The organism is Psychrobacter sp. AOP5-GZ1-6 (genome assembly GCF_052376345.1).
GTDB lineage: Bacteria > Pseudomonadota > Gammaproteobacteria > Pseudomonadales > Moraxellaceae > Psychrobacter.
In genome coordinates this window covers 1-4,194 of sequence record NZ_JBQSVP010000195.1, presented here as the reverse complement: position 1 = coordinate 4,194, position 4,194 = coordinate 1, and the positions used below count along the sequence as shown (strand labels likewise).

The following is a 4,194-nucleotide window of genomic DNA, read 5'->3' as shown; positions in this document are numbered from 1 at the left end:
GCTGCTCAGCAGTACATTTAAGTGTGAATTCTTCTTTTGAGCCCTGTTTAGTCCCTGTTACCGTAATAGTTTTATCTGAGTGATAACTAAAGTTAGTTAGTAATACTCTATAATCGGCTGCCATAGTTTTACCCAATAAATATTTCAAGCTGTGGAGGATTTAGTAGCTCAATGTCTTCTTCTTTATCTTCTGTTATTTGTGGGGTTTTGCCTTCTTTGTCTGTCTGTAGCATTTGTACATCACCATTTGCACGTTTAATCCAAACCGTTTGATTGGCAATAGGTAACTGAGTTTCCTTTTCTAATAGCTGAAACCCTTCACCGTACATAAGGTTTAGCATACTTTTAGTAAGTTTTAGCTGTTTACTCGGCAACCCCGCCAACCCCTGTCCATCCATCCCGCCGCCATCACGGCTATGCTTACCAGCCTTCTCCGTAAACTGCATCGCCGCAATCGTAATATCACCGCCATCTAAAGTGATACTCGCACCGCCCGCCGTCAGCGTAATCTTATTCGTTGCTACCACCTCAACCTCCTTAGTCGAGGATGATACATTCACATCTTGCTTCGCCGTTGCCTCAAGCTTGCCTGTATGCGCAGACAGCATAATATTGTCTTTACCATTGGTCATACTGAATTGACCATCAGCAACCATTGTCAAAGACTCACTACTGACCTGATGATGACCATCACCACTACTTACCATCATATCTTGCTGAGAGGTCGTTATCATCTCACCCATAGATCGTTGAATCAGCGTCTCGTCACTGACATAGCTCGTATCAGCAGCGCCATCGATCAGCGTATAGGGCGCTTGTTGATGGGTTTTGGTTTGCTGCTCCTCTGCGATAGTTTCTAACTGCGTCTTAATCGCTTTATGGTCATTGACCTGACGTCCCAGTCCCGTTGCTAACTGCGTTAAACGCGCCGCTAGGTGCTGTCCGCCAAGACCAGTTTGGGTGAGGGTCGGGGTATGCTGTTGATAATTGTGCTCTTGGACTTGCGCGTGGGTCTGCGGCTGAGTTGATAGAACAAGTGCTTCGCCAGATTTGATACTGATTTGGGCATTGGTAGTGGCGCTGATGCCTTGAAGCTACTTAACAATTATTTTTATTCTAATTCTGGATTATATAAAGCTAGTACTGTTGCATCATCTTCTTCGCAAGAGGTAAGATCTATCACACCGTATTTAGCTTGTTTAAGTTGCACAGTACATCCTGTGTATTTTGTAATTTTAGGGCTATTTATTAACTCTTGAAAGAATTGTTGAGGATTTTCTATACTACTTATCTCTAACATTTTGTATATTAAATTCATATGTAATTTACTAAATTCTTCATTTGATTTATAGTCACTAGATAATGTATATGTTTTACCAAAGTACCCTTCTGTATCTTTAATGAAAGAGTAATCAAAATCAATGCCATCTATATATTGGATATATCCTCGAAATAGATATTTATTTTCATCTAATTGCTTTCCTTTAATTAAGTTGCTATCAATTTCTCTGTATAAATAATTCTTTATTTCTTGAGCCCTCGATTCGGGAAAATAAAAGGGCTTATGTGGTTGACTAACTGGTGTTTTTATTATTCTTGGCTCCCAGTCAACTGAAGGTTCTGATATAACTATATCTGCTTCGATTACTCTCAAAGCATCTTCCTTTATTTTTTCTTCTTCTATAATATGCTTTAAGTTATCAGTATTTTCGTCCTTAGTATTATCGTTTGTTGAAAAGGCGTCACAAGATATCAATAAAATACTTAACATAGGTACTAATAATAAAATTTTCATAAAAACCCTTATAACTTATAGGTGCTTGTGTCATTCTGCATTTTATACCACTGATATCTTGGAAACAAAATTCGTTTGTTTTTATTCTTAGCATTCCTTTTTCCACGATACCAAGTGTAGTCCATTACCTTGTTGCTATAACCTTGATAAAATCGATATGGAGCTTTAGAGTCAAAGACATGGCGGAGTGTTAAGCTATGACCTATTTCGTGAACCAATGTATCTTTGTTTGTATTAGCTTGCTTAAAAATTATAATAATATTGCCCCATTGGAATTTACCTCCTACTACATCACCTGGAGCAAAACCGTTTATTCTTCCAGCCTCTAAGTCTGTATTAAAGATAAAAGTCTTTGGGTTTTTCGCATCATTTAGTTTAATTCTATTACCATTTGCGTCGGTATGAATGTGTTTACCGTAAGATTCGTAAATGTCTATAAATTCTTTTTTAATGATATCAAGGAATTTATTCAGAGCATCACGAGCATTTAGACTTGGATCCTTTTTTTGAATTCCAGCAACCCCAGCTCTATAGGTTGCCAAGAAACTTAGAACTTTCGGTTGACTGATTAGATGTAGCTTAAAAGTCGACTGTACTACCTTTTCCGCTCTTATTAAAGCTTGATTAAATGATAAAAACTTTAAATAGTATTCAATATCGCTTGCAGAGTTAACGTTAGAGTTTGATGAAGAAGTCACATCTACAAATACAAGATCCGCTTTATAAGTGACATTATTTTTGTGCACCATTAGTTCGCCAACCAAAGCTTTGCACTTGTCTGAAACAGCATACACAGCGATGCTTTCATTTTGAGTTAGTAATTGATTTTTAACACCTTTAATGAGAATAGCCTTTTTAGAAATATAGTCATTTCGAGTAGTGCCTTTTTTTCCATCTACTATGGTTTCGGTAACACCTTTGTTAAGAATTTTAGCTATTGATATAGTTTCAGGATAAACAGTTAATTTGTTAGGATTTGAGGATGCAAACTCTAAGGTCTTGAATTTACCTGCGCTTAGTGACGATTTATCACCAATCAATTGCTGAATTTCTAAGTCTAGTTTGACACCAAGTGAGTGCATGTCTGAGCCACCTTTATACACAGCACTAGTCGTATGAGGAAACAAGACTAACCAAGCAGGTAGATAGTCTTTGCTTTTTAATTTGTGAGATAATTTAGAACCTTTTAGGTAGATGTTATTAAAGTTCGTTATATTACCTATAAACAATTTCCTATTGTCTATAATTTTATTACCAGATACATCTTCAAATATTTCTTCTATAGGATATCTATCAGCATCCCTAGGATAATCAAAACCGTAACGTCCAGCCATATCTTTGGGCTGCCTAAAATGTACAGTAAACGGTGCAACATCTGATATTGTACATTCAACCGTGTAGTCTTTGTCCCGTGAAGCAGTACCTCCGCTATTTGGTAAATTAGTCGCCATATTCTATGCCCTCAATCTGTAGATGAATATTAAAACCATCAGGAGTACTAGAGTAGTAAGTCGAAGTATGACCGTCTTTATCCGTTACCCCTTCAAATTTTTCATCCGTATTTTCATTAGTTATTATGTACGGCGTGTAGCTATAAGGAACTTCATCATCGTTCTTTAGATGAAAGCGCAAGCGATACGCTGTTGGAGTAGTCGGCATCCCCAAAAGCCCCAAACCATCCATCCCACCCCCAGCCTTACCATGCTTACCGCCTTTCTCCGTCACCTCTTTTGCTACTATCGTAATATCAGCACCATCAAGGGTGATACTCGCACCCCCTGCTGTGATCGTAATCTTATTCGTAGCCACCACCTCAACCTCTTTGGTTGAGGAAGCGATGTTGACATCTTGCTTGGCAGTTGCTTCTAGTTTCCCTGTATGGGCGGAGAGGGTAATAGTCTCTTTAGCATTAGTCATGCTCACTTGACCGTCCGCTATGATGTTCAGTGCTTCATTACTGATTTGATTATGAGTCTCACCACTACTGATCATCATGTTCGCTTGAGTCGTAGTAATCATTTCACCCATTGAACGTTGAATGAGCGTGTCTTCACTGACATAGCTGCTATCAGCCGCACTATCAATCAGCGTATAGGGCGCTTGTTGATGGGTTTTGGTTTGCTGTTCCTCTGCGATAGTCTCAAGTTGCATCTTAATCGAGTTATGGTCATTGACCTGTCTACCAAGTCCTGTTGCCAGTTGCGTTAAACGCTCAGTTAAATGCTGACCACCTAATGCAGTTTGGGCCAGAGTCGGGGTGTGGTGCTGGTAGTTATGCTGTCCATATTGCGCGTGGGTCTGCGGCTGAGTGGATAGAACAAGTGCTTCCCCTGATTTGATACTGATCTGCGCGTTGGTGGCCGCATTGATCCCTTGACGTTTGGCGGTGTCTGATGGAT

4 protein-coding genes are annotated in these 4,194 nt (G+C 39.2%); all 4 read right to left on the bottom strand.

From position 1 onward, the window contains the following. Nucleotides 1-128: 128 nt before the first annotated feature. Complete coding sequence (locus tag ACT3RN_RS14790) at nt 129-851, bottom strand: DUF2345 domain-containing protein (protein WP_444518768.1); 723 nt, start codon at nt 849-851, stop codon at nt 129-131. A 260-nt stretch (nt 852-1,111) separates the two neighbouring features. After that, entirely contained in the window at nt 1,112-1,795 is a 684-nt protein-coding gene (locus ACT3RN_RS14785) for a hypothetical protein (protein ID WP_192520984.1), read from the bottom strand. 8 nt (nt 1,796-1,803) lie between these two features. Next, entirely contained in the window at nt 1,804-3,246 is a 1,443-nt protein-coding gene (locus tag ACT3RN_RS14780; protein ID WP_192992616.1) for a hypothetical protein, read from the bottom strand. Next, the coding region (locus ACT3RN_RS14775; protein ID WP_444518767.1) for a DUF2345 domain-containing protein at nt 3,236-4,194 on the bottom strand (959 nt) is incomplete at its 5' end. The genes ACT3RN_RS14780 and ACT3RN_RS14775, both read right to left, overlap by 11 nt.

Excerpts from the sequence above, each read along its gene's own strand:
- ACT3RN_RS14780 (WP_192992616.1), bottom strand. The coding sequence starts at position 3,246 with ATGGCGACTAATTTACCAAATAGCGGAGGTACTGCTTCACGGGACAAA.
- ACT3RN_RS14785 (WP_192520984.1), bottom strand. The coding sequence starts at position 1,795 with ATGAAAATTTTATTATTAGTACCTATGTTAAGTATTTTATTGATATCT.